Raw genomic sequence first — 20681 nt, 5'->3', positions numbered from 1 at the left:
TCACTTGAAGCGGAAATTGATACGACCCTTCGTCAGGTCGTAAGGCGTCATTTCCACCTGAACCTTGTCGCCAGCCAGAACACGGATGCGGTTCTTGCGCATCTTGCCTGCCGTGTGCGCGATGATCTCATGGCCGTTTTCCAGCTCGACCCGGAACGTCGCGTTCGGCAGGAGTTCCTTCACGACACCGGGAAATTCGAGCAGTTCTTCCTTGGCCATGGTCACTCCGTTATTGATCGCCCACCAAGCTGTGGGCGCGCATTAAATGGCCCCATTGACCCCGTTTTTCAAGCTCTAATCACGCAAGCACCACGGTTTGGACGGATTCGGCGCGGGCAGCCTGTTCGCGCCAATGCGCCATGGTGAGCACATTGCCATCGGCGCGGGCGGCGCGGACCAGCGCGAGGTCGACCTCGGCGATGGTCCAGCCCGGCGCATTCATCGCCCCCTCGGCGAGAATGCCGGTGGCGGGGAAGCCCCGGTCGGGTGGGCCGTAGATGCTTGCGGCACCGGCATTTTCATCCACCACCGGGTTCCACGGCGCGGCACCTTGCGTGGGCGCATGAGCCACCACGCATTGCCCCTCGAGCGCGCGCGCCATCGCGCCCACGCGCACCCGGCTGAAGCCCTCCAGCGCCTCTGTGGCGGAGGGCACGAGGATGATTTCGGCCCCCGCCTCCACCAGCGCCCGGCCAAGCAGCGGAAACTCGGCGTCGTAGCAGATCAGCACGCCGATCCGGCCCAGCGCGGTGTCCATCACCACCAGCGGATCGCCGGGACGCACGTCCATCGGATCGCGTTCCCAGCGGGTCATGATCTGCTTGTCATGCGGCTGGCGCCTGCCGTCGGGGGTGAAGAACATCGCCCGGTTCACCGCGTGTTCACCCGCGAAGAAAGGACCGGAGGCGGCGAGAATGTGCACGCCGTGGCGCGCGGCAAGCTCGGCGTGCAGATCCCAGGCGCGCGGCAGGGCATCGCTCACCGCGCGCATGGAAGCTTGCGTATCGCCCGCCACCTCGCGCCCGGCGAAGGCGGCCAGTTCCATCGCGCCGTATTCGGGGAAGACGAGCAGATCGGCCCCCTGCCCCGCCGCCTCGCCCACCCACGCGGCGAGCTTGTCGGCGTAGCAGTCGAAACCCTCCATCCAGTCGATCGGGTAGCAGGCGGCGGCGAGTTTCATGGCTCCAGCTTTCTTATCCAGAATTGCATGGGTTTGGCGGTTTGTTCCGCCTCGCCGATGTCTTTCCACGAGAACTCGGCGAGCGCGCCGGCGAGCGGCCGGTAGCCGCGCCGTCGCCAGAACCCATCGAGTGGCACGTAGCCCTCGGGGCGGTCGGGATGATCGTTCGGCCGCACCACGCCACAGAAGGCCGCGAAGCGCCGCCCGAGGGCGCGGGCATGGGCCTCGCGCTGGTCGAAGAAGGCATGGCCAACCCCCTGCCCCCGGTAGGCGGGCAGCAGGACCGATTCGGCGCAGTAGAAGATTTCGTCGACCGGGTAGCCGGTATCCTCGAATGCGCGGGCGAAATCCTCGACATGGTCTTCCATCGGCGTGCCGGTGGCGGCCCCCACGAGGCGCGCACCGTCGAAGGCGCCGACCACGATCGCCTGTTCGGACTCGCGGTAGCTTTGCAGGTAGCGTTCCTCGTAGGCCAGATCGCCCTCGTAGAGATAGGGCCAGGCCCGGAACACCTCGATGCGCAGCCGCGCCACATCGGGCAGAACGCGGGCGAGATCGTCGCCGGTGAGCGGGCGGACCTTGATCACGAGACCTGCCTCAGCCAGTGGGCGAGATTGTAATAGGTGGTCACCCGCGCGATCTTGCCGCCGTCGAGGGTGAAGAACGAGCCCGCCGGGAGAACGTAATCCTGCCCGCGCGCCTCGGGCAGGCCCGCGTCGGAGGCAAGGTAGCTGCCATGCACCATGTATTCCGCCGCCGCCCGATCGCCTTCGGTGAAGATCACGAGATCCTTCAGTTCCTCTCGGTAGCAGCGCGCCATGTGATCGCAGAACTCGCGGAACAGCGCCTTGCCCCGGCGCACCTCGCCCTCGTTGACGTGGTGGGCCACATCGTCGGACAGCTCGGCCAGCATGGCCTCGATGTCGCCCCGGTTGAAGGCATCGAAATAGCGGGCGATCACGTCTCGGTTCATCGCGTCAGTCTCCTTCGTAGTCGGCATCAGGCAGGGGCGGGCCGAAACGGGCGATCATCCGGTCGCGGATCTGGTCGCGCGCCTGGCGGTAGGCCGAGAGCTTGTCTTCGCGCTTGGTGCCGAGGCCGGTCGGGTCGAGCACCGGCCAGTATTCCACCTCGAGGTGGTGGTAGCGGGTCAGTTCCAGAACCCGGCGCTGGCTGGCCGGGCTGAGCGCCACGATCAGGTCATAGGCGGAAAGATCGTCGCCCCATTGCTGCATCTCGTCGAACGAGCGCACCTTGTGCTGGTGCAGCGGCACGCCGATCTCGCCGCAGACCGAAACCGAAAAACCATCCACTTCCATCTCGCTCTTCACCCCGGCCGACTGCACGTAAACCCGCTCGCCGTAGAACTTTTTCATCATGCCCTCGGCCATCGGCGAGCGCACCGCGTTGTGATCGCAGCAAAACAGCACCGACTGGGGGAGCGTGGCACCCACCGCGTCAACCCCAGTGCAACACGCAGATGAGGGTGAACAGGCGGCGCGCTGTATCGGTATCGACCTCGGCCTTGCCCTCGAGCCGCTCCTGCAACACCCGCGCGCCCTCGTTGTGGATGCCGCGCCGGGCCATGTCGATGGTTTCGATCTGGGCCGGGGGCAGCTTTTTCACCGCGTCGAAATAGCTCTCGCAGATCTGGAAATAGTCTTTCACCACTTGCCGGAACGGCCCGAGCGAAAGGTGGAACTCGCCGGCCTTCTCACCGCTCTCGGTTTCGACATCGAAAACGAGGCGCTTGTCGCGGATCGAGAGATGCAGGGCATAGGGGCCATCGGGCGGCGCAACATCGCCGCGCGGCACCGGGGCAAAGCTGTTCTGTTCCAGAAGATCGAACACCGCCACCTTGCGCTCCTGCTCGATCTCGGGCGTGGGCGCGGCGAGGCCGGTATCGTCGATCTCGATCTTGGCGATGCTGTTCATGGGGTTCGTTCCGGCTCTGGTCTTGCCGAAAGGGGTAACGCATGCGCCCCGCGTGCACAATCGCGGCCATGGCGGGCCGCGAGAATGCAAACCTGCCCCGGCGCGTCGCCGGGGCAGGTCTCTGCCTCAGTGCATCTTGTCGGCGAGGCTGATCGACACCACCTGGTTGTCGATTCCGTCGATATGCATCACCGGCCCGGCGGCTTCGGCGTCGAGCCCCCGGCGGCGCGCCCAGCGCGGCCAGTTCGCCGGGATCAGGCCGAGCACGCGGGTGGCCCCGAGATCGCGGGCCGTCTTGGTCATCTCCTCGATGAGGTGCAGGTGCACCACCCGGCGCAGCTTCTGCGGCGTGTCGTGCGCCACGAACACGCGCGAGCTTTCCCACACGTTCTCGGCCACCGGCGCTTCTTCGTAGAGCAGATCGGAGGGGATCGAATCCAGCAAGCCGCGCTGGGCGTCGCGGATCATGTAGGTGTAGATCCCCACCCGCGCGGTCGTGGGGGTCAGCCGGATACCGGCATAGACCCGCCCGAAATCGTGCACCGCCACCCAGCGGCTCGCGGGGGTGTCGTATTGATCGAACTCCATCCCCATCGCCTCGGGCAGATCCCAGTTGTTCTGGACGATGAAGCTCTGCCGTCTAGCGCGAAGCAGGTTAACAAAAAGCTCGCCATGGTTGTGCAGATTGGCGAAGGAAAGTGTCGTCGTTTGCATGGTCTTTCTCCAAGTCAGGGTTGAACAGCAGCTATCCGCCGCCCCCGACCTGGGCCCCGCGTGGCATCGAACGGCCTGACCGGTATCATACAGGCTCAGAGCAACCGGTAGTCCTTCGCGCGTTGAATGGCTTCGGCAGAGGTGCGGGCGAATAGCTTCTTGCGCGCCGATGCCAGCCGGGCCTTGAGCGCGGACTCGGAAATTCCGAGCCGCGCCGCACCGGCGGCATAGCGCTCCCCCGAGGCAACGACCTGCAACGCCTCGATCTCGGCGGGCGTGAGGTTGTCGGGGGGTTCGGTTTCGTGATGCAGGTGCAGGATGATACCAGAAATCGTCGCGATCTCTTCCTCGCTGAATTCCCGGTCGCTGCGCGCCGCAGACGCGATCGTGCGTGAGGTCATCGGCCCGCAGGAGACGCAGACACCATAGACCAGCCCGTATTGGCGCGCCTCTTGCATGATGCCGAAAGGGTCGGGCAGATCGATGTCGCTCCAACGGGTGGCCCCGGTCCGCGAGATACCCCAGGCGACGATCGGGTCGCGCAGGGCATAGGCATTCTGGGTGTAATGGTCGATCCAACGCGGATCGTAGGTTTGAAACATCATGAGCGGCGCGGCGAACCTGACATGCAAGGCAAGATAGTACCCTGAGGGTGCCTGGTCGCCCAGTTCAACGAGCAAGTCGTCTATGTTTTGATTCCGCCCCATGAACCTCAGGTAAGGACGCTCGATTGAGGTGCACAACCCCAAATTGCCCATTCTCCGGAATTAATCTCCCGAGGCGCGACGATCTGTTGCTCCAATGGCAACAGATCGTCCAAAGGTTAATTCGCGCTCCTTCGGGGCAGGATGGGCGCATCCCCGATTCCCCCCCCCGCGCCGCAACACCCTAATCGGTTCGGGCGCGTATCACCTCGGTTCGCACTTCGGCCTCGAAGCTCCTGCAGTCACCCGGCACCGGCTCGAAATCCTCGACGCGGCAGATCCGGCCATCGAGATACATCGCCGCTTCACCGCGATCGCCGTCTAGGTATAGCTGGCGCATGCTGGCGGTTACGCCCCCCTCGCCCTCTTGCGAGGTGTAGAGCACGCCCGGCTCGCCGGGGAAAAACGCCAGTTCCACCGGAACCGTGCCTTCGGAGGGAACGCTGCCGGTGGCGACATCCCCCACGACGGTGATCGACAGAACGTCCTCGCGCAGAAAATCGGCGCTGCTGGGGGAGTGACCCTGCAGGCGCAGGATGTCGAGCCCGGTTCCGGATGGCTGCAGCGTGGCGGTGGCCTCGCCGCCTTCGGGCAGGATGGTGATCCACTCGTGGCTTTCGAGACCCACCGTGCCGGTGATCCGGCCCAGAACCTCGTAGGCGATCGGTTGGCGGGGTGGCGCGGCGGTGGCGCCATCGGACGCAACGGCGAAGTCCACCGCGCCGGGCTTGCAGATCATCGCGCCATCGCGACGGATGGCGACCGGATCACCGCCCGACATGTCATGCAGGCAGAAACGCTGGCTGGCGATCCGCCCGGCGATCGCACCGGTATCGCCGGAAAGCTCCAGCCGCGTGATCTCGAGGCTCTCGAACCGGTCAGCCTCGGCCATCCAGATCGTTTTCGGGTTCACAGCGCCGCTTTGCCATTCGTCAACGATCATCACCACGGCGTCCGCCACGTTCTCGGAGGTCATCTCGCCGAGGTCGAGCGCGCCTTCGGTCTCGAAATCCACGAAGGCCATCACGCCGCTGATCGCCTCGCCGCTGTCCTCGAGGGCGCTGAAGATCACGCTCACGCCGGAATAGTCGGGATCGTCATAGGGATCGAAATACACCCCCGGCATACCGCCAATCCCGTTCGACACCTCGAAATTCAGCGCCGCGCCTTCGAGGTTGCCGGTGATCTGCCCGGTTTGCGCGGCGCCGGTGCTGGGCAGACCGAAAAATACCAGGATGGCGAGGAGGTAATGGAGAACGGAGGGCATGGCTGTCCTTTTCGGCTTGTTGAACTCGGTGGCGCGACAGGGGTGAAAGCTGCTTTTACCCGCGCTTTCCCGCTCCCGCCCCCTCCGTTCGAACGGGGCGCCAACCGCCACCCGCGCCTAACCTGTTGCGGCCGTCGCCACACCTGCGGAGCTGGTTCAAGCGCCGCGCCGTGATGGCTTCAATGCCAGGCGGATGATGGGCAAGGCCGTCGAACTCGATGAAACGGAGGCACGTCACATGTTCAGCCCTCAGCCAGCGCCTGACGCGGACACAGCCCCGGTCGACCTCGTCACCCAGGATGTGGAAGACCTCGCGAACGGGTTGATCGACGACGGCCGCGTCGTGGTGGATGCGATCCGGTTCGAAGCCGACCGGGATGAGATCCTGCCCCAATCCGGGCCGGCGCTGGCCACGATCGCCAGGCTGATGAACAGCCGGCCGGAGCTTTCGCTCATTGTGGTCGGTAACAGCGATGGCGCGGGCAGCCTCGACGACAACCGGCGCCTCTCTGCCGACCGCGCTTGGTCGGTGGTGGCGTGCCTGACCGGCCGGCATGGCATCGACCCGCGGCGCCTGCGCCCGGCCTGGGCTGGCGCATTGTCGCCAGACACGACCAACGGTAGGCGAGCCGGCCTCGCCCTCAACCGCTTCGTCGAGCTGGTCGAAGTGATCGAGTAGGGGCTGCCTGACCGTCTCCCCGCCCGCGGCGCTTGGTCGCGGCCGGTTCTATACATCCATGCCGGAACCTGTTTTCCTGTGGGCCCGTGAACCAGTCACAAGAACAGACAGCCAGGATCGACATGCGTGTGAACATCTTTGCAGCGATGGCAGCCATTTCGGCCGCGAGCGCCGCTGCCGGCGAGGCGGGGGAGGTGCTTCTGACGGTGACCGGACGGGTTGCCGAAGCGCCGGTGGAACTGACCCGCGCCGATCTCGAAGCACTGCCGCAGCGCAGCCTGATCACCGCGACCACCGTCACCGACGGCAGGCCGGAATTCGAGGGGTTCCTGATGCGCGACCTTCTCGAACACCTCGGCGCCGAGGGCGACAGCGTGGTCGCCCTGGCACTCAACGATTACCGCGCCGAGATCCCGGTTTCGGATTTTGAAGACTACGACGTTCTTGGCGCCTTGACGATGGATGGCGCACAGCTCAGCCCGCGCGACAAGGGGCCGGTCTGGATCGTTTATCCGCGCGACGACCACCGCGAGTTGCAGGATATCCGCTACGACATGCGGTGGGTCTGGCAGCTTGTGTCGCTTCATGTGAAATGAGCCGGGCGGACGGATCATCGCGGCCCCGGCACGGGTTGGCGCTTTTTCTGCCCTACCTGCCGCTGCTGCTGATCTGCTTCGGGCCGCTGGCGTTCGCGCTGGCCAAGACCTCGGCGCTCGAACGCGACATGCGCATCGCGGTGACGGAAAACATGCTCTGGGTCGTCACCCAGACCCAGAAGGAAGTGATGGCCCTGACCCTCGCGGCCGCCGCGCCCGATCGGCAGGCGGAGGAGATCGCGCAGAGTTTCGATCTGGCTGTCTCGCGCCTCACCCTGCTGGGCCAAGGCCCGCAACAAAGATACTTGGCCGAACTTGGCCATGCCGACACCTTGCAGCAGATCACCACGCGCATTCTGGCGCTCGATCCCGAGGTGCAGGGGCATGGCCCGGCACAGCACGCCGCGATCTACGAGCAGGGGCTGGCGCTTCAGTCGCAGTTCAACCGGCTGGCCAATGACGTGATGATGCAGGAATGGGAAATCGCCGCCGAGCGGCTCGACACCTACCGCAGCACGCAAACCACGGTGATCTTCGCGGTGGCATTCGCCTTCCTGGGCGCGATGGGGATCAGCTGGCTGTTCCTGCGCAACAAGCGCCGCCTGAACGAAGCCGAGATCCAGCGCCGGCGCGACTCGGCGCTGTTACAGGAGGCGCGCGACACCTCCGAGATGTATCGCGATTTCGCCGCCATGGTTTCACACCAGATGCGCACGCCGCTGAGCCTGATCGACAGCGCCATGCACCGGCTCGCGCGCAGGGGCGATGCGGTCACCGCCTCGGACGTGGCCGAACGTCAGGGCGTCGTGCAGGACGCGGTGCGCCGGATGACGCGGCTGGTGGAAACGGTGCTGCTGGTCGGCAAGCTCGACAACAGGCAGGTGCGCGGCAACCTGGCCCCTGCCGCGCTGGACGCACTGGCGCAATCCGCGCTGACCGAGGCGCGCGGCCTTCATCCGGGCCGCGACATCCGGCTGTCTTCGACGGGCAGCCGGATCATGGCGCTGTGCGATCCGCTCCTGGTCGCGCATATCCTCGAAAACCTCCTCGCCAATGCGCTGCGCTACAGCCCGGTTGAAACCCGGGTGGAGCTGCGGGTGTTCAGCCAGGGCGGGCAGGTGGCCTGCGCGGTGACCGACCAGGGACCGGGCATCGCCCCCGCCGATCAGCCGCACGTGTTCAAACGCTACTTCCGCGGCGAGGCGCACCGGGCCGAGCAAGGCACCGGGCTCGGCCTTGCGCTGGCGCGGGAACTGGCCGAGTTGCAAGGCGGGCGCATCGGCATGGACACCTGGCCGGGGCGCGGATCGGTCTTCACGCTATGGCTGCCCGCCGCGTCGGAGGGCCGGCCATGAGCCCGCCCGCGCCCCCCCTGATCCTGTGTTGCGAAGACGAACCCCAGCTTCTGCGCGACATCTGCGACGAGCTGCGCGAGGCGGGCTATCGCGTGGCGGCGGCGGCGGGCGGGACCGAGCTTCTGACCCAGCTGGAAAGCTGCACGCCCGATCTCTTGTTGTGCGACATCATGATGCCGGGGGTCGACGGCTTCGGCGTTCTGGCCGCGTTCCGGCGCGATTATCCGCACCTGGCGCATGTGCCGCTGATCTTTCTCACCGCGCTGTCGATGACCGACGCGATCGTCGCCGGCAAGCGCGCGGGCGCCGACGATTACCTGACCAAGCCGATCAACTACGATCTGCTGCTCTCCACGATCGAGGCGCGCTTGCGCCAAACGGCGCAGGCCCGCAAAGCCGCCGCACCCGCGGCGCAGATCGGGCAGCACCTGTTTGAAGCCTTGTCGGTCGGGGTGCTGGCCCATGACGCGACAGGACGGCTGACGCAGGCCAATCCCGCCGCGCGCCGGATGCTGGGGCTGGACGATGCCGAAAACGGCGCATACGCCAGCCCGGCCCTGCAGGGCGCGGTGCGCCAACTGGCCGAAAAGGCGCGCGCCGGGCAGGAAGACAGCCTGTCGCTGGCGGTGGACGACACCGGCCATTGCGTGGCGCAGGTGCACGCCTGCCCCGCCGATCCCGCGCTCGGGGCGGATGCTGCGGTTCTCGTCTTCGTCACCGATCTGGCGCGGCGCGAGCCCTTGTCGCCGCAAGCCTTGCGCGATCTCTTCGGCCTCACCCCGACCGAGGCCCGGGTGGCGCGCCATCTGGCCGCCGGCCTGCGGCCCGAGGATGTGGCCCGAAAGATGGGCGTGGCCGGCACCACGATCGCCTTTCACCTGCGCAATGTGTTCGGCAAGACCGGCACCAACCGGCAGGCCGAACTGGTCGCGCTGCTGTTGTCGTTGCCGCTGCGCGAGACGGGGTGATTTGCCGCCCCCCTCAAACGAACGGTGCGCCGGGCGGGCTAGGCTGGTATCTTCGCGGCGAGGCGTTTTTTCAAGGACGAACAGATGTGGGATTTCTCTTTCCGGCGCGGTATCGCGCTGATGATGCAAACAATGCCTTTCGTGCTGTTGCGCATGGCTGTCTATTTCGGCGCGGCGCTTGCCTGGGTGCTGGTCACCGGCACCGGCGCCGGGATCGGCTGGGGCATCGGCGCGCTCGGTGACGAGGGGTTCCGCGCCTCGGCCACGTTCTTCGGGGGCCTCACCGGGTTCGCAATCGTCGCCATCGTGATGTACTGGCTGCGCGAATACATCCTCTACATGGTCAAGGCCGGCCATATCGCGGTGATGGTCGAACTGATCGACAACCGCCCGATGCCCGACGGCCGCAGCCAGATCGGCCATGCACAGGCGATGGTCCGCGAGCGCTTCGGCGAGGCCAGCGTGCTGTTCGCGCTCGACCAGTTGATCAAGGGCGTGCTGCGGGCCGTCACCGGGCTGATCCGCGGCGTCTTCACGCTGTTGCCGGTGCCGGGTATGCGCCAGCTCATCACCATCCTGCGCGCCTTCCTGAGCGTCGCGGTCGGCTTCATCGACGAGGTCATCCTCGCCTATGGCATGCGGACCCGCGCCACCGACCCGTGGGGATCCGCCCGCACCGGGCTGGTGCTCTACGCCCAGAACTACAAGCCGATGCTGAAGAACGCGGCCTGGATCACGCTGTTCGTCTACGGCCTCATGGCGATCCTGTTTCTGGTGATGCTGGCGCCCGCGGCCCTGATCAGCAACCTCTACCCCGGCGGCATGTCGGCGATGGGCGTGGTGATCGCGATCATCCTCGCGTGGTCGATCAAGCAGGCCCTGCTCGAACCGCTGGCCGTGGCCTGCCTGTTGCAAGCCTATTTCCGCGCGATCGAGGGGCAGACGCCAAACCCGGAGTGGGAAGACCGGCTGGAAACGATGTCGGGCAAGTTCCGCAAGATCAAGGACCGGGCCACGGCCGCCACGCCCGGTGCGTCCGGCGCGCAATAGAACGGCGTCCCGGGCGGGCGGCCACGCGCCGTCCGCTCAGGGGAAGGCCCACGCCTCATGCTCGATCCGCATGATGCGCGGCGCCGGGGGATCGAGCGAGGGATCGACCCGCAGCCGGACAACCGCCCTTTGCGGCTGCCCGAAATTGCGGAAATCCACATGCACCGTGATCATCCCGCGAAACATCGCCTCGCCCGGCGCGGGGCGTATGTCGAGCCCGGTGATCTGCGCATCCTGCGCCCCGAAAAGCGGGTCGGCACCATAGCCCTCGGCCAGTTCCCGGACCACATCGGCAAAAAAGAATTCGCGCGCCGCAGAGGGGTGCAACGGCGACAGGGCAACGCCCTGGGTGATCTGCGCCGAGGCATAGAGGCGCCGCACGAGCGCGATGGCTTCGTCGATCAGCGGATCGGGTGAGTCCATGGCCTGCGAGGTGTCCTCGGCAAGATAGCGGCCAGCGACCCAGCCGGAGGTGTCACCATCGCGGCTGTGCACAAGGCACCAGCGCGCCGGCAGCCGGGCGCGCTGATCCTCGGTCAACGCCTGGAACTGCGCCATGGTGAAATAGGGCACACAGGTCACCATCTGCAGGCCAGTGGCATCGGGCGGGAAGGTGCCGATCACGATGTGATCGGTGCCCGGCCCCGACCGCGCGTTCAGCACGTCATCGGGGGCCACCCCGATCACCTGCCAGGCATCCGGCCCGTGCCCGTCCATCTGCGCCGTTCCCGTCGTGGGAAACATCAGGGCAAGGCCGGCAAGAAAAAGGTGGACTGTGCGACGCATGATACCTCTCTTGCATCTCGGGCGTGGTGATTACGGGATCGGGAAACAGCCTAGACACAGGCCGGTTGCGGGTCAAATCGCTCCCGGCCCTTCTCCGGGGTGCGCGCGGGGCTGCGCGCGGACAACGCGACCGAGGCGCGCCGAAGGCGGCGTCGGATTTACCCGAATAGCCCTTGTGAAAACAGTGAAAAAGGCGTTCCATTGGCCTCGAAAAGGAGGATGACATGAAGATCAATCATGACACTTGGGTCGTCGTGGCGGATGGCGAGAAATTCCTTCTGCTACGCAACGAGGGCGATGCGGATTACCCCGTTCTGCGCAAGATCTCGAAGCGCGAAACCGAGAACCCGCCGGCGCGCGACCTTGCGTCGGATCGACCGGGGCGGATGCCGGATCAGGGCGGCATCCCGGGCAAGACCGGCGGCACGGTCACCGAGGCCAGAGGGCCGCAAAGCGCGATGGAGGAAACCGACTGGCATCGCGTGGCCGAGGGCCGATTCGCCGAGGATCTGGCCGAACGCCTTGTCGCCTGGGCCGGTGAGGGGCGTTTCGAACGCCTCGTCGTCGTTGCCGACCCGCGAACGCTCGGGGTTCTCCGCAACGCCTATGGCGACGGGCTGAAGGACGTTCTCATGGCCGAGGTCGACAAGGATCTGACCAACCTGACGCTGCCGAAAATGGCGGACGTCCTGAAGGATACTTGACTGAACCCGCCCGAAACGGATCGGGCGCGGGCGCGCGGCGCGTGAGCGTATCGCGCCCGGCTGTGGCCTCGGCGGCATGAGGCATATCCCGCACCAGTGCGCCCAAGTGCCTTGGCGCGGGGCTTGGCGACACGGTCGAGCATCCGGGCGGTGCGCGTTGGGGAGAGCGGAGTGGCAAGACCCGTAGAGAAAGCGCATACGCGATCCGTCGAGGAGGTCGCGAAGGCCCTCGATACCGACCCGAAAACGGGGCTCGGCACGAAGGCGGTGCGCCTGCGCCAACAGCGATACGGCCCGAACCGCCTGCGCAAGCACGAGAAAAAGAGCGCCCTGCGAATCCTGCTGCACCAGTTCGATGGTTTCATCGTCTGGCTGCTCGCCGCCGCGGCGGCGATGTCTTTCGCCTTGGGCGACCTGGCCGAAGGTATCGCGATCGCCGTTGTGCTGGCGATCAACGGCGCGATCGGGTTTTTCACCGAGCTGCGCGCCGCGCGGTCGATGGAGGCGCTGCAGAGCATCGCCGAGATCCGCACGCGGGTGCGTCGTGACGGCGCCGAGACACACGTCGACGCGCGGGAGCTTGTTCCCGGTGACGTGGTGATCCTGGAAGCGGGCGACGTGGTCACCGCCGATCTGCGCCTTGCCGAGGCCGCCAACCTGCACAGCGACGAATCCGTGCTGACCGGCGAATCCGTGCCCGTCGCCAAGGCCACCGATGCCACCGCGCCCGAGGCGGTGATCGGCGACCGGTCGGGCATGGCGTTCAAGGGCGCCGCCATCACGCAGGGCACGGGCGAAGGTATCGTCGTGGCCACCGGCATGGAAACCGAGATCGGCCACATCAGCGACCTTGCCCAGGGCGCCAGGGGCGAGGCCCCGCCCCTGGAGCGGCGGCTCGACCGGCTGGGCCACCGGTTGGTCTGGTTGACGCTCGTGCTCGCCGCGCTGACGGTCGGTCTCGGAATTCTGCGCGGCCATGAACTGGCGGAGATGATCCAGACCGGGATCGCACTCGCCGTCGCCGCCGTGCCCGAGGGCCTGCCGGTGGTGGCCACGCTCAGCCTCGCGCGCGGGATGTGGCGGATGGCGCGGCGCAACGCGCTGATCACGCGGCTCTCCTCGGTCGAGACGCTGGGGGCGACCACGATCATCCTGACCGACAAGACCGGCACGCTCACCGAGAACCGGATGACGGCGGTGCGCTACCTGATCGCCGGTCAGGATGTCGAGGCCGAGCCCGAGGACGAGGGCCTGCGCTTCGAGGCCGACGGCGCGCGGCTTTCGCCCGAGGACGATGCGCGCCTTGGGTGGGCACTGCGGATCGGGGCGCTGTGCAACAACGCCTCGCTGGGCGAGGGGAAAGACGGGCGGGCGGGCGACCCGATGGAGATCGCGCTGCTCGCCGCCGCGCGCGACGCGGGGCGCGGGCGCGAGGCGCTTGTCGATCCGTGCGAACAGGTTGGCGAGCACCCGTTCGACCCGGATCTGAAGATGATGGCAACGGTCCATGCCGACGAGGACGGCTATGTCTTCGCCGTCAAGGGCGCGCCCGAGGCGGTGATCGCGGCCTGCGAGGCGGAGTTGGGCCCCGACGGGCCGCGCGCGCTCGACAACGAGGGTCGCGCCGTCTGGGTGGAACGCAATGCAACAGCCGCCGGCGAGGGGCTTCGCCTGCTGGCGCTCGCGATGAAGCGGGCCGAAACCTCCGATGCAGAACCCTATCGCGGGCTGACGCTCGTGGGGCTGGTCTGCCTGCAGGATCCGCTGCGCGAAGATGTGACGGAGGCGATCCGCGCCAGCCGCCGGGCCGGCGTGCGGGTGGTGATGCTGACCGGTGACCACGCCGACACCGCCGCGACTATCGCCCGGGAAGCGGGGCTTGGATACGGGGCGCTGACGGTGATCGAAGGCCACGAGCTTTTGGAGGTCGACGCCGAAACCGCCGATCAGGCCACGCGCGACCGCTTGCTTGCCGCCGATGTCTTCGCCCGCGTCGCGCCCGCGACCAAGCTGAACCTCGTGGCGCTCTACCAGCAGGCCGGGCACGTCGTCGCGATGACCGGCGACGGAGTGAACGACGCGCCGGCGCTGAAGAAAGCCGATATCGGCATCGCGATGGGAGAGCGGGGCACGCAGGTCGCACGCGAGGCGGCGCACATGGTGCTGAAGGACGATGCCTTCGCGACCATCATCGCGGCGATGCGGCAGGGGCGGGTGATCTTCGACAATATCCGCAAGTTCGTCATCTACCTGATGTCGTGCAATGTCAGTGAATTGCTGGTGGTGGGGCTTGCCGTCGGGGCCGGTTTGCCGTCGCCGCTGCTGCCGCTGCAGATCCTGTTCCTCAACCTGGTGACCGACGTGTTCCCGGCTTTCGCGCTCGGTCTCGGCAAGGGCGACGAGGAGGTGATGACGCAGCCACCGCGCGATCCGGCTGAGTCGATCCTGAACCGGCCGCGGTGGTTGCTGATCGGGTTCCTTGGCGCGGCGATCACGCTGGCCACGCTCGCGGCCTTCGCCATCGCGCTGTTCGGGCTGAAGCTGGCGGCGGCGCCGGCAGTCACCGTGGCGTTCCTGACGCTGGCGCTGGCGCAGTTGTGGAACGTGTTCAACGTGCGCAGTCCCGCCAGCGGGCTGTTTCGCAACGACGTGACGGGCAACCCCTATGTCTGGGGCGCGCTGGCGCTTTGCCTCGGCCTGATCGCGGCGGCACTGTGGCTGCCGGGCCTCTCGGATCTTCTGGGCCTCCCCGATCCGGGCCTGCCCGGGCTGATCCTCGCCGCGGGCATGAGCCTTCTGCCGCTGGTTGGCGGGCAGATCCTGCTGCAGGCGATGGGCCCCGACTGGCTGATGCCGCATGGTCTGGCGGAAGATGACAGCGCCCGCCCGGTGCCGGCCGACAGCGCCCGCCGGTGAACCGAGGTTGAAACGACCCGGGCCGTGGATCAGGGTAGTCGCGGGGCTGGCCCGTGTTGATCACGGTCATTACGGTTGCGGCCCGGAGTGTGATAGTCTGTCATCAACGGGCCGGACCGGCGCCTGCGGATAATCAGGCTGCTCGCGCCGCCCGCTGCCGGGCACCGACAGGTAACCGATGCGAAAGGAACCAAAAATGGAAACGCCGCTCGAACTCTCCTTCCAACACGTCGAGCCGACCGAGGAAATCAAGGACCTCGTCCGCGAAAAGGTGGATCAGCTGGACGGGATCTACGACGGGATCACGAGCTGCCATGTCTACATCCGGGCGCCGCACCAGAGCCAGCGCACGGGCGATCTCTACGAGGTCACCATCGAGGTGCGCATCCCCGGCAAGGAACTGGTGGTGAACCGCCACCGGCATGACCAGCCGGAGCGCGAGCACCTCAAGGTCGCGATCCGCGACGCCTTCGACGCGATGCAGCGCGATCTCAAGAGCGCCTCGCGCAAGCTGCAGGGCGACGTCAAGCAGATCGACGGGCCGTTGCAGGGCAAGGTGGTGGAAATCCGTTACGACGAGGGCTTCGGCCAGATCATGGCGACCGACCACCGGCTGATCTATTTCCACGAGAACAGCGTGGCCGATGGCGGCTTCAAGGATCTCAAGCAGGGCGACACGGTGGAGCTTGCCGTGAACACCGATGACAGCGCCATCGGTCCGCAGGCCAGCAGCGTGCGCCCGATCGGGTCGATGAAGTATGATCCGAACGGCTGACCACCCCGCATCCGCGGAACACGCGGCCGTGCCCTCGCGATGTGCATTCGCGCCCTGAACCTGATAGGCGGAGATGATGGCCAAGCACTCCGAAAACCGCGACCGGCTGGAGAAATACCGCGAAAAGCGTGATTTTTCGCGAAGTTCCGAGCCGGACGGCAGCAGCACGAAGACGGCGGGCGACCCCGTCTTCGTGGTTCAGAAGCACGACGCCAGCAGCCTGCATTACGACTTCAGGCTGGAGGTGGACGGGGTGTTGAAAAGCTGGGCGGTGCCCAAGGGCCCGTCCACCGACCCACGCGAGAAGCGGCTGGCGATCGCGACCGAGGATCACCCGCTCGACTATGCGTCGTTCGAGGGGGTGATACCCAAGGACGAATACGGCGGCGGCACGGTGCTGATCTGGGATCGTGGCAGCTACGAGAACATCACCGAGAAGGATGACGGTCTGCGCCCGATGCCGGAGGCGCTCGCGTCTGGGCACGTGCTGGTTCGGCTGTCCGGCTCGAAGATCCGCGGCGGCTACGCGCTCCAGCGGATCGACGACGACAAGGACCAGTGGCTGCTCATCAAGATGGACGACGACGAGGCCGACGCCCGCCGCAACCCGGTTTCGACCGAGCCCGAGTCGGTGGCCTCGGGCCGCGATCTGGACGAGATCGAGAAAGACGAAGGCGGGTGAGCAAGGGCGGCGATATCGCGGCGCTCACCGAGGGCCTGCCACCGGACGCCCACCCCGAGTGGCTGCCTCCGATGCTGGCCGTGCTGACCGATGAACGGTTTTCCGACCCGGACTGGATCTTTGAGCGCAAGCTCGACGGCGAACGCGTGCTGGTGTTCCGCGACGGCGCGCGGATCCGCCTGATGACCCGCAACCACAACGCGGTGAACGACACCTACCCGGAACTGGTCGAGGCACTGGCGGCACAGCCCGCGCGGGAGTTTGTCGCCGATGGCGAGGTGGTGGCATTCGATGGCAAGGTCACCAGTTTTTCACGCCTGCAGGGGCGTATGCAGATCGCCGACCCGGACAAGGCGCGCGCCAGCGGCATCGCCGTGTATCTCTACCTGTTCGACCTGCTGCACCTTGCCGGGCACGACCTGACCGGCCTGCCGCTGCGCCGGCGCAAATCGCTGCTCAAACAGGCGATCCGCTTCGACGCCCCTCTGCGCTACGCGCCGCATCGCAACGAGGCGGGCGAGGCCTATTTCGAGGAGGCCTGCGCCAAGGGGTGGGAGGGCCTGATCGCGAAAGATGCCGACGCCGCCTACACCCACGGTCGCTCGCGCGATTGGCTCAAGTTCAAGTGCTCGGCGGGGCAGGAACTGGTGATCGGCGGCTTCACCGAACCGGAGGGAAGCCGGAAAGGCTTCGGCGCGCTGCTGCTGGGCTATTTCGAGGACGGCAAGTTGCGCTATGCCGGCAAGGTCGGAACCGGCTTCGACGACGCTTTCCTAGAGAATTTCCGCAAGACGCTGGAGGCGCGCCGGCGCGAAACCGCGCCCTTCGACGACGCGGTGGACGAAGACGCGATCTGGGTCCGGCCCGATCTCGTGGCAGAGATCGGTTTCACCGAGTGGACGAAGGCCGGGCGATTGCGCCATCCGCGGTTTCTCGGGCTCAGGCGCGACAAGGCCGCGGAGGATGTCATACGCGAGGAGCCCAAGAAATGACCACGAAAACCCTCACGGTCGGCGAACGCGAGGTCGAGATCTCGAGCGCCGACAAGGTCATGTTCCCCGATGACGGGATCACCAAGCTCGACCTCGCCCGCTACTACGCGCAGATCGCACCGATCGCGCTGCCCCATTACCGGGGACGGCCGGTGACGATGCAGCGTTTCCCCGACGGGATCGGGGCGGACGGGTTCTTTCAGAAGAACGTGCCGGAATATTTTCCCGGCTGGATCGAGCGCGTGGCATTGCCCAAGGAAGGCGGCACGGTCACCCATGCCGTGATCGGCGAGGCCGCCGCGCTGGTCTACCTCGCCGACCAGGGCTGCATCACGCCGCACCTTGCGCTCGCCCGCGCCCCAGCGCCGCGCAAGCCCGACCGGATGGTATTCGACCTCGACCCTTCGGACAACGATTTCGGCAAGGTGCAGGAGGTGGCGCGCGCGGTCAAAGACGCGCTCGACGCGCGCGAATTGCCCAGTTTCGTGGCCGCCACCGGATCGCGCGGGCTGCACATCGTGCTGGCGCTCGACGCCTCGGTCGATGTCGACCGGCTGAGGCCCTTCGCCCGTGGGCTGGCCGAAGAGGTTGCCGCGGCCCATTCCGCGCTGGCCACCACCGAACAGCGCAAGGCAAAGCGCGGCGACCGGGTGCTGATCGACACCTTCCGCACCGCCTATGCACAGACTGCCGTAGCTCCCTACGCCGTGCGCGCCCGCGCCGGCGCGCCGGTGGCGACACCGCTGCGCTGGGAGGAAGCCCTCGCCGCCGACATGGCGCCCGACCGCTACACCATCGCCTCGATCTTCCGCCGCCTCGGCCAGATCGAAGACCCCTGGGCCGGGATCGACAACAACCCGCTCGACGCGTCACGCCTCGTTGAGGATTCTTGAACGGCCTGCCTGCCCCTGCAAGGCATACCGCGCCGCAGCGGCGCCCACGTCACGAGAGATCGCGCGTCAGCGCCCCCGCTCAATCCGACGCCCTGACGGCTTCGTAGCCCGAAACCACGTCGAGGAGTTCGCGGGTGATCGTCTCCTGGCGTCGTTGCCGGTAGAGTTGCAGCAGGTCGTCGCGCCGCTCCTCGATGTTGCGTTCGGCGGCCTGCATCGCGGCGAGCCGCGAGGCGTGTTCGCTCGCCAGCGCCTCGGCCAGCGCCCTGTAGATCACCACGAAGAGCCGCTGCTGGACGAGCCATGACATCAGCCGGTCCGGGTCCATCCGGAACAGTGGCAGCGAGCGCCCCGGCCACTCCGCCTGCGCCAGCTTCTGCAGGTAGCTGTCGGGCAGCGGCAACAGCCGGTGCGCCTGCGGCTTGGCGCTGATGCGGCCCTCGCGTCGGTTGTGCACCAGCCAGACGCGGCCGACCCCGCCGGTGCGCGCCCATCCTTCGATCTCGACGATCATCGCCTGGACGAGGCTCGCCAATCCCTCGACCGAACCGGGCAGGGTGTGAACCGCATCCGGCCGCCGCCCATCCGTCTCGAACCGGGCCGCGACGCGCGCGCCGACAACGCCCAGCACCTCGGGGCCGCCTTTCATCCGCGATCGGGCAAAGCGGGTGATCTTGTCGTTGTAGCCGCCGCACAGCCCGCGATCCGAGCCGATCACGATCAGCGCCTCGCGCCCTGCCCCGCTGTCGCCGCCGGGCAGAAGCAGGCCCGCAGACCCGGGCTCGCGCAGAAGTGCCATCAGGCCAAGCTCGACGGTGCGGGCATAATCCGCCATCGCCGCCTCGGCGTGTTCGTATTGCCGGATGCTGACCGAAGACAAAGCCTTCATCGTGCGCACGATGGACTGGATGTCGCCGGTGGTCTCGAGCGCATCGGACAGGCTTTCAAGTGTCTGCATCGTCGCCCCCCGTCTGCGATGCCGGCAGCGCATTGCGCATCGTCTCGATCAATGCCGCGCGGTCGTCCTCGTCCAGCTTTTCACCCGCGGTGATGCGGTCGCAGATATCTGGGGCCCCGGCGCGCACGGCCTCCCGGATGGCCTGTTCGGCCTCGGCCACCGCGTCGGGCTCGAGGTCATCGAACAGGCCTTCCGTGGCCGCCAGAAGCGCCGCGATCTGCTCGGGCACGTCCATGTGATCGTGCTCGTTTTGCTTGAGCACCTCGCGCACCCGCAAACCACGGGTCAGCTTGCGGCGGGTTTCGGGATCGAGCTGCGTGCCGAAGCGGGCGAAGGTCTCCAACTCCTCGAACTGCGCATACATCAGCCGCAGGTTGCCCGCGACGGCGCGGAACGCGGGCAGCTGCACCTTGCCCCCCACGCGGCTGACCGAAGTGCCGATGTCGATCGCCGGGAGATGGCCCTTCTCGAACAGCGATGGCGAGAGGTAGACCTGCCCGTCGGTGATCGAGATGAGGTTGGTGGGGATATAGGCCGAGATGTTCTGCGCCTGGGTCTCGACAACCGGCAGCGCGGTGAGCGAACCGCCGCCATGTTCCTCGCGCAACTGGGTGGCGCGTTCCAGCAGGCGGGAATGGATATAGAAGATGTCGCCGGGATAGGCTTCGCGCCCCGGCGGGCGGCGCAGCAGCAGCGACAGTTCGCGATAGGCGCGGGCGTGGCGCGTGAGATCATCGTAGACGATCAGCACGTCGCGCCCCTCGGCCATGAAGTGCTCCGCCATCGAGGTGGCGGCGTAGGGCGCCACGAACTGCAGCCCCGGCGCATCCTCGCCACTGGCCACAACAACGATGGTGCGCTCCATCGCGCCACCTTCGCGCAGGCTCTGGATGACGCGCGCCACCGCCGACGCGCGCTGACCGATGGCGCAATAGATCGAAAGCACGCCGCTGTCGCGCTGATTGAGGATCGCGTCGACGGCGATGGCGGTCTTGCCGGTCTGCCGGTCGCCGAGGATCAGCTCGCGTTGGCCGCGCCCGATGGGGATGGCGGCATCGACGGCCTTGATCCCGGTCTGCAGGGGCACCTGAACCGGCGCGCGGTGCATGATCGGCGGCGCCGCTTGTTCCACCGGCAGGAAGTCGTGCGTGTCGATCGGCCCGCCGTTGTCGAGGGGGCGGCCGAGGGCATCGACCACGCGCCCGATCAGCGCCGCGCCCACCGGCACGTCGACGACGCGGCCCGTCCGGCGCACCGGATCGCCTGGGCGCAGACGCTCGGTCTCGCCCAGAACGATGACACCGGTCCGGCGCTCGTCGAGGTTCGAGGCGATCCCCATCACCCCGCCGGAGAAGGTCAGAAGCTCGTCGGCCCGCAGATCGGTGAACCCCGCAACCTCGGCGACGCCGTTGCCGACCGAGAGGACGTGGGCGATCTCGGCCATCTCGATCGCTGGATGCACCCGCGCCAGCGCGTCTTCCAGCGGTGCGAAGAGATCGTCGTGGAGATCGGTGAAGGTCATCGCCG

General features: G+C 67.0%; 23 protein-coding genes. 11 read left to right on the top strand and 12 right to left on the bottom strand.

The window, feature by feature from the left end:
- From infA to IEW01_RS05205, 9 genes are all read right to left on the bottom strand, one after another.
- Positions 1-219, bottom strand: coding sequence for a translation initiation factor IF-1 (gene infA, locus IEW01_RS05245; protein WP_188526521.1), 219 nt, complete (start codon positions 217-219; stop codon positions 1-3).
- 79 nt (positions 220-298) lie between these two features.
- Entirely contained in the window at positions 299-1180 is an 882-nt protein-coding gene (locus tag IEW01_RS05240; RefSeq protein WP_188526520.1) for a carbon-nitrogen hydrolase family protein, read from the bottom strand.
- The gene (locus IEW01_RS05235; protein ID WP_188526519.1) at positions 1177-1767 is read right to left on the bottom strand and encodes a GNAT family N-acetyltransferase; all 591 of its coding nucleotides are present in this window, start codon (positions 1765-1767) and stop codon (positions 1177-1179) included. Before IEW01_RS05235 ends, IEW01_RS05240 begins: the two co-directional genes overlap by 4 nt.
- A complete protein-coding gene (locus IEW01_RS05230; RefSeq protein ID WP_188526518.1) occupies positions 1764-2153 on the bottom strand; it encodes a ketosteroid isomerase-related protein in 390 nt (129 codons plus the stop codon). Before IEW01_RS05230 ends, IEW01_RS05235 begins: the two co-directional genes overlap by 4 nt.
- Before the next feature lie 4 nt (positions 2154-2157).
- Positions 2158-2634 carry an arsenate-mycothiol transferase ArsC gene (locus tag IEW01_RS05225; RefSeq protein WP_188526517.1) on the bottom strand — a complete coding sequence of 159 codons (477 nt, stop codon included), beginning with the start codon at positions 2632-2634 and terminating at the stop codon, positions 2158-2160.
- Positions 2635-2638: 4 nt separating this feature from the next.
- Complete coding sequence (locus IEW01_RS05220; protein ID WP_188526516.1) at positions 2639-3115, bottom strand: UPF0262 family protein; 477 nt, start codon at positions 3113-3115, stop codon at positions 2639-2641.
- A gap of 126 nt (positions 3116-3241) precedes the next feature.
- Complete coding sequence (locus IEW01_RS05215; protein ID WP_188526515.1) at positions 3242-3829, bottom strand: acyl-homoserine-lactone synthase; 588 nt, start codon at positions 3827-3829, stop codon at positions 3242-3244.
- 95 nt (positions 3830-3924) lie between these two features.
- On the bottom strand, positions 3925-4536 hold the full coding sequence (locus IEW01_RS05210; RefSeq protein ID WP_188526684.1) for an autoinducer binding domain-containing protein: 612 nt from the start codon (positions 4534-4536) through the stop codon (positions 3925-3927).
- Between the two features lie 181 nt (positions 4537-4717).
- The gene (locus tag IEW01_RS05205; protein WP_188526514.1) at positions 4718-5800 is read right to left on the bottom strand and encodes a hypothetical protein; all 1083 of its coding nucleotides are present in this window, start codon (positions 5798-5800) and stop codon (positions 4718-4720) included.
- A gap of 193 nt (positions 5801-5993) precedes the next feature.
- Between IEW01_RS05205 and IEW01_RS05200 the strand changes: the two genes are divergently transcribed.
- From IEW01_RS05200 to IEW01_RS05180, 5 genes are all read left to right on the top strand, one after another.
- On the top strand, positions 5994-6479 hold the full coding sequence (locus tag IEW01_RS05200) for an OmpA family protein (RefSeq protein WP_188526513.1): 486 nt from the start codon (positions 5994-5996) through the stop codon (positions 6477-6479).
- 146 nt (positions 6480-6625) lie between these two features.
- On the top strand, positions 6626-7075 hold the full coding sequence (locus IEW01_RS05195) for a putative pterin-binding protein (RefSeq protein ID WP_229738078.1): 450 nt from the start codon (positions 6626-6628) through the stop codon (positions 7073-7075).
- Between the two features lie 35 nt (positions 7076-7110).
- Positions 7111-8430 carry a sensor histidine kinase gene (locus tag IEW01_RS05190; protein ID WP_188526511.1) on the top strand — a complete coding sequence of 440 codons (1320 nt, stop codon included), beginning with the start codon at positions 7111-7113 and terminating at the stop codon, positions 8428-8430.
- A complete protein-coding gene (locus IEW01_RS05185) occupies positions 8427-9398 on the top strand; it encodes a response regulator (RefSeq protein WP_188526510.1) in 972 nt (323 codons plus the stop codon). Before IEW01_RS05190 ends, IEW01_RS05185 begins: the two co-directional genes overlap by 4 nt.
- Positions 9399-9482: 84 nt before the next feature.
- Entirely contained in the window at positions 9483-10448 is a 966-nt protein-coding gene (locus tag IEW01_RS05180) for a hypothetical protein (RefSeq protein ID WP_188526509.1), read from the top strand.
- A 36-nt stretch (positions 10449-10484) separates the two neighbouring features.
- On the opposite strand, the gene IEW01_RS05175 is transcribed toward IEW01_RS05180, so the two are convergent.
- Positions 10485-11234, bottom strand: a complete 750-nt coding sequence (locus tag IEW01_RS05175; RefSeq protein WP_188526508.1) for an SH3 domain-containing protein — start codon at positions 11232-11234, stop codon at positions 10485-10487.
- A 224-nt stretch (positions 11235-11458) separates the two neighbouring features.
- On the opposite strand from IEW01_RS05175, the gene IEW01_RS05170 reads away from it, so the two are divergent.
- The 6 genes from IEW01_RS05170 to ligD (IEW01_RS05145) all read left to right on the top strand — a co-directional run bounded on the left by IEW01_RS05170 (position 11459) and on the right by ligD (IEW01_RS05145) (position 18196).
- The gene (locus IEW01_RS05170) at positions 11459-11938 is read left to right on the top strand and encodes a baeRF12 domain-containing protein (protein WP_188526507.1); all 480 of its coding nucleotides are present in this window, start codon (positions 11459-11461) and stop codon (positions 11936-11938) included.
- 171 nt (positions 11939-12109) lie between these two features.
- Positions 12110-14854 carry a cation-translocating P-type ATPase gene (locus tag IEW01_RS05165; protein ID WP_188526506.1) on the top strand — a complete coding sequence of 915 codons (2745 nt, stop codon included), beginning with the start codon at positions 12110-12112 and terminating at the stop codon, positions 14852-14854.
- 196 nt (positions 14855-15050) lie between these two features.
- On the top strand, positions 15051-15629 hold the full coding sequence (locus IEW01_RS05160; protein WP_188526505.1) for an HPF/RaiA family ribosome-associated protein: 579 nt from the start codon (positions 15051-15053) through the stop codon (positions 15627-15629).
- Between the two features lie 76 nt (positions 15630-15705).
- Entirely contained in the window at positions 15706-16311 is a 606-nt protein-coding gene (locus IEW01_RS05155; RefSeq protein ID WP_188526504.1) for a DNA polymerase ligase N-terminal domain-containing protein, read from the top strand.
- Positions 16308-17303 carry a non-homologous end-joining DNA ligase gene (gene ligD / locus IEW01_RS05150; RefSeq protein WP_229738076.1) on the top strand — a complete coding sequence of 332 codons (996 nt, stop codon included), beginning with the start codon at positions 16308-16310 and terminating at the stop codon, positions 17301-17303. Before IEW01_RS05155 ends, ligD (IEW01_RS05150) begins: the two co-directional genes overlap by 4 nt.
- The gene (gene ligD, locus IEW01_RS05145; RefSeq protein ID WP_188526503.1) at positions 17300-18196 is read left to right on the top strand and encodes a non-homologous end-joining DNA ligase; all 897 of its coding nucleotides are present in this window, start codon (positions 17300-17302) and stop codon (positions 18194-18196) included. Before ligD (IEW01_RS05150) ends, ligD (IEW01_RS05145) begins: the two co-directional genes overlap by 4 nt.
- Positions 18197-18275: 79 nt before the next feature.
- Here the strand turns inward: ligD (IEW01_RS05145) and IEW01_RS05140 are convergent, their stop codons facing one another.
- Both IEW01_RS05140 and IEW01_RS05135 read right to left on the bottom strand, forming a co-directional pair.
- Positions 18276-19154, bottom strand: a complete 879-nt coding sequence (locus tag IEW01_RS05140; RefSeq protein WP_188526502.1) for a F0F1 ATP synthase subunit gamma — start codon at positions 19152-19154, stop codon at positions 18276-18278.
- Positions 19141-20676, bottom strand: a complete 1536-nt coding sequence (locus tag IEW01_RS05135) for an alternate F1F0 ATPase, F1 subunit alpha (RefSeq protein ID WP_188526501.1) — start codon at positions 20674-20676, stop codon at positions 19141-19143. Before IEW01_RS05135 ends, IEW01_RS05140 begins: the two co-directional genes overlap by 14 nt.
- Between the last annotated feature and the right edge of the window lie 5 nt (positions 20677-20681).

It is taken from the genome of Sinisalibacter lacisalsi (genome assembly GCF_014640115.1).
Taxonomy (GTDB): Bacteria; Pseudomonadota; Alphaproteobacteria; order Rhodobacterales; family Rhodobacteraceae; genus Sinisalibacter; species Sinisalibacter lacisalsi.
This window is presented reverse-complemented; position numbering and strand designations above follow the sequence as displayed.

Coding starts and splice junctions, on each gene's coding strand:
- infA (WP_188526521.1), bottom strand. CDS start 219: ATGGCCAAGGAAGAACTGCTCGAATTTCCCGGTGTCGTGAAGGAACTC.
- IEW01_RS05240 (WP_188526520.1), bottom strand. CDS start 1,180: ATGAAACTCGCCGCCGCCTGCTACCCGATCGACTGGATGGAGGGTTTC.
- IEW01_RS05230 (WP_188526518.1), bottom strand. CDS start 2,153: ATGAACCGAGACGTGATCGCCCGCTATTTCGATGCCTTCAACCGGGGC.
- IEW01_RS05220 (WP_188526516.1), bottom strand. CDS start 3,115: ATGAACAGCATCGCCAAGATCGAGATCGACGATACCGGCCTCGCCGCG.
- IEW01_RS05215 (WP_188526515.1), bottom strand. CDS start 3,829: ATGCAAACGACGACACTTTCCTTCGCCAATCTGCACAACCATGGCGAG.
- IEW01_RS05210 (WP_188526684.1), bottom strand. CDS start 4,536: ATGGGGCGGAATCAAAACATAGACGACTTGCTCGTTGAACTGGGCGAC.
- IEW01_RS05205 (WP_188526514.1), bottom strand. CDS start 5,800: ATGCCCTCCGTTCTCCATTACCTCCTCGCCATCCTGGTATTTTTCGGT.
- IEW01_RS05200 (WP_188526513.1), top strand. CDS start 5,994: ATGATGGGCAAGGCCGTCGAACTCGATGAAACGGAGGCACGTCACATG.
- IEW01_RS05195 (WP_229738078.1), top strand. CDS start 6,626: ATGGCAGCCATTTCGGCCGCGAGCGCCGCTGCCGGCGAGGCGGGGGAG.
- IEW01_RS05185 (WP_188526510.1), top strand. CDS start 8,427: ATGAGCCCGCCCGCGCCCCCCCTGATCCTGTGTTGCGAAGACGAACCC.
- IEW01_RS05180 (WP_188526509.1), top strand. CDS start 9,483: ATGTGGGATTTCTCTTTCCGGCGCGGTATCGCGCTGATGATGCAAACA.
- IEW01_RS05175 (WP_188526508.1), bottom strand. CDS start 11,234: ATGCGTCGCACAGTCCACCTTTTTCTTGCCGGCCTTGCCCTGATGTTT.
- IEW01_RS05170 (WP_188526507.1), top strand. CDS start 11,459: ATGAAGATCAATCATGACACTTGGGTCGTCGTGGCGGATGGCGAGAAA.
- IEW01_RS05160 (WP_188526505.1), top strand. CDS start 15,051: ATGGAAACGCCGCTCGAACTCTCCTTCCAACACGTCGAGCCGACCGAG.
- IEW01_RS05155 (WP_188526504.1), top strand. CDS start 15,706: ATGGCCAAGCACTCCGAAAACCGCGACCGGCTGGAGAAATACCGCGAA.
- ligD (WP_188526503.1), top strand. CDS start 17,300: ATGACCACGAAAACCCTCACGGTCGGCGAACGCGAGGTCGAGATCTCG.
- IEW01_RS05140 (WP_188526502.1), bottom strand. CDS start 19,154: ATGCAGACACTTGAAAGCCTGTCCGATGCGCTCGAGACCACCGGCGAC.
- IEW01_RS05135 (WP_188526501.1), bottom strand. CDS start 20,676: ATGACCTTCACCGATCTCCACGACGATCTCTTCGCACCGCTGGAAGAC.